Origin of the sequence: Dietzia sp. SLG310A2-38A2 (assembly GCF_014145095.1) — a bacterium.
GTDB lineage: Bacteria > Actinomycetota > Actinomycetes > Mycobacteriales > Mycobacteriaceae > Dietzia.
The window spans coordinates 1-2,188 of sequence record NZ_JAALDX010000357.1; the positions used below are offsets into that span (position 1 = coordinate 1).

Genomic DNA, 2,188 nt, shown 5'->3' on the forward strand with positions numbered 1-2,188 from the left:
CGTCGCCGGCCCGGCGCCCCCATCCCCGCGGGCACCTCGGGTGCCACGCGTGCCCCGGGTGGTGCGACCCCCGGCACCGCTGCGGACACCCAGCAGGATGCCGCCGATCAGGGCCAGCACGCCCAGCACTCCGAGCACTGCGGGAAGGATGCGACCGAACGTGTTGAGCGTGTCGGCGGTCTCCTGGGCGGCGGACTGCGTGATTTCCTTGGTCTCCTCATTCCAGCCGGACTCGAACCGGACGGCCGTCCGGGTGGGCTCGGCCTTCTCGGCCTCCATGCCCGCCGCGTCGGTGAAGAAGGCCTCGGCCTCGTCCTGGTCCTCGGCGAAGAACTGGTAGATGTTCTCGTTGCCGTTGATGACCTGACCGGTCTCGGGGTTCACGTACACCGTGCGGGTGTTGGTGTAGTAGCGACGCATGTCGACCTCGCGCTCCGGGTCACCCTCCAGGCCCCACTGGCCCGCGGTCATGCCCTCGCGTCGGTAGCTGGCGAGGACGGACTCCACGGCGGGGTCGTACCCGTCGGTGATGGAGGCGAAGTGGTCGCGGATCGAGGACCACATGTCGATCGGGCCGAGCTCCTGGCGGAACTCGTACGCGTCGATGCCACCGACTGTGGTCTCACCGACGAAGGAGATCGGGTTGGTGGTGAAGGTGCTGGCGTCGAAGTAGTCGTAGTCCCGCTGCTCGGTGTCGAACGGGAACTTGTACTGCAGACCGTTGCGGACGAACCCGGTGGGGGCGGTGTCGTCGGGATTCCCGGTGGACACCAGCTGCAGGGTGCTCACCGCCTCGTCGATCGGCTCGGCGGTCACGCGGTCCACGGTGACGCGGTCGATCGAGGCGTTGACCAGGCCCTCGACCCCGTCCGAACCGGTCTTGTCCTCGCGGAGCAGCGACTGCGCGGCCTGGAACGTGATCACCTCGGCGTCCGACGGCTCGACCGCCTGGACACGACGCTGCGAGTAGAGCGGGATGTCGTTGTCGATGAAGCAGGTGACCGGGAACTGGACATCCGAGTTGTCGGCCGCCGCGCCGTCCTCGGTCTCGACGATCTCGACTTCGGCCTCGTCCCCGGGGGCGCCGGTGTCCTCGTCGTCGGCCGCGTCCCCGGCGCTGCACTCCGGCCGGGTGGAGTTGAGCTCGGTCGGCGAGTTGCCGGCCAGTGCGGCGCCCACCAGGACCGCGCCCTGGGTGGTGTCGGTGACCGTGGTGGTGTTGATGTCCAGCGGGGTCTTCTTCTGTGCCGGCACGACAAAGAATACGAGCGCCAGTGCGATAGTGATGAGGAAGGCGCCGAGCCCGACGAGGACCAGTGCGGGCACTGACGACCTCCGTCCCGCGGAACTGCTCTGTCGTGCCATCGGTTGTCCTCCTGGAGTCGCACCCTGTATCCGCCGGTTACCACCGGGTAGCTTCCCGGGTCGGTCGCCGGACCGGACCATCATCAGGAGAAGATTAACAGTGATGAAGAACGCATTCGCCACCCCCGACCGACAAGTCGGAACTCTCCCGTCCGCCACCGGCTTCGTGCCGGCGCTGGAGGGCTTCCGCGCGGTCGCCGCGCTCGCGGTCCTCACCACTCACGTCGCGTTCCAGACCGGGTCCTCCACAGGGTCGGTGATCAACCGGGTCTGGGGCCGGTTCGACCTGTCCGTGGCGGTCTTCTTCGCTTTGTCCGGGTTCCTGTTGTGGCGGGCCCACGCCCTGCACGCCCGTCGGGGCGGGCCCGGCACCGCGCGGTCCGCGGTGGACTACCTGCGTTCCCGCCTCGTCCGGATCATGCCGGCCTACCTCGTGGTGGTGGCCGCGGTGTTCCTGCTCATCCCCCAGAACGCGCACAGTTCGGCCTCGACCTGGACGGCCAACCTGACCCTGATGCAGGTGTACGTGCCCGACTCCCTGGTCGAGGGTCTGACCCACGCGTGGTCGCTGTCCGTGGAGATGTCCTTCTACCTCGTCCTGCCGCTGCTGTGGTGGGCGCTCGCCGGGCTCCGGGGCCACGCGGCGCGGTGGCGCATCCCCGTGATCGCGGCTGTGGGGGTGCTGAGCCTGGCGTGGGCCCTTGCCCCCTGGTACGACCTCGGCCTGCCCGAGCGGGTCAACGACCAGATCCTGCCCCCGGCGTTCGCCTCGTGGTTCGCGGCGGGGATGATCCTCGCCGAGCTCGCCGCCGCCCCGCCCGGA

General features: G+C 69.2%; 2 protein-coding genes. One reads left to right on the forward strand and one right to left on the reverse strand.

Annotation, left to right across the window (positions count from 1 at the left end; translation table 11 throughout):
* On the reverse strand, window positions 1-1,326 hold a 1,326-nt coding region (locus G6027_RS12710), incomplete at its 3' end, for a porin PorA family protein (protein ID WP_182637499.1).
* 142 nt (window positions 1,327-1,468) lie between these two features.
* Between G6027_RS12710 and G6027_RS12715 the strand changes: the two genes are divergently transcribed.
* Window positions 1,469-2,188: acyltransferase (locus tag G6027_RS12715; RefSeq protein ID WP_182637498.1), on the forward strand; the 720-nt coding region annotated here is incomplete at its 3' end.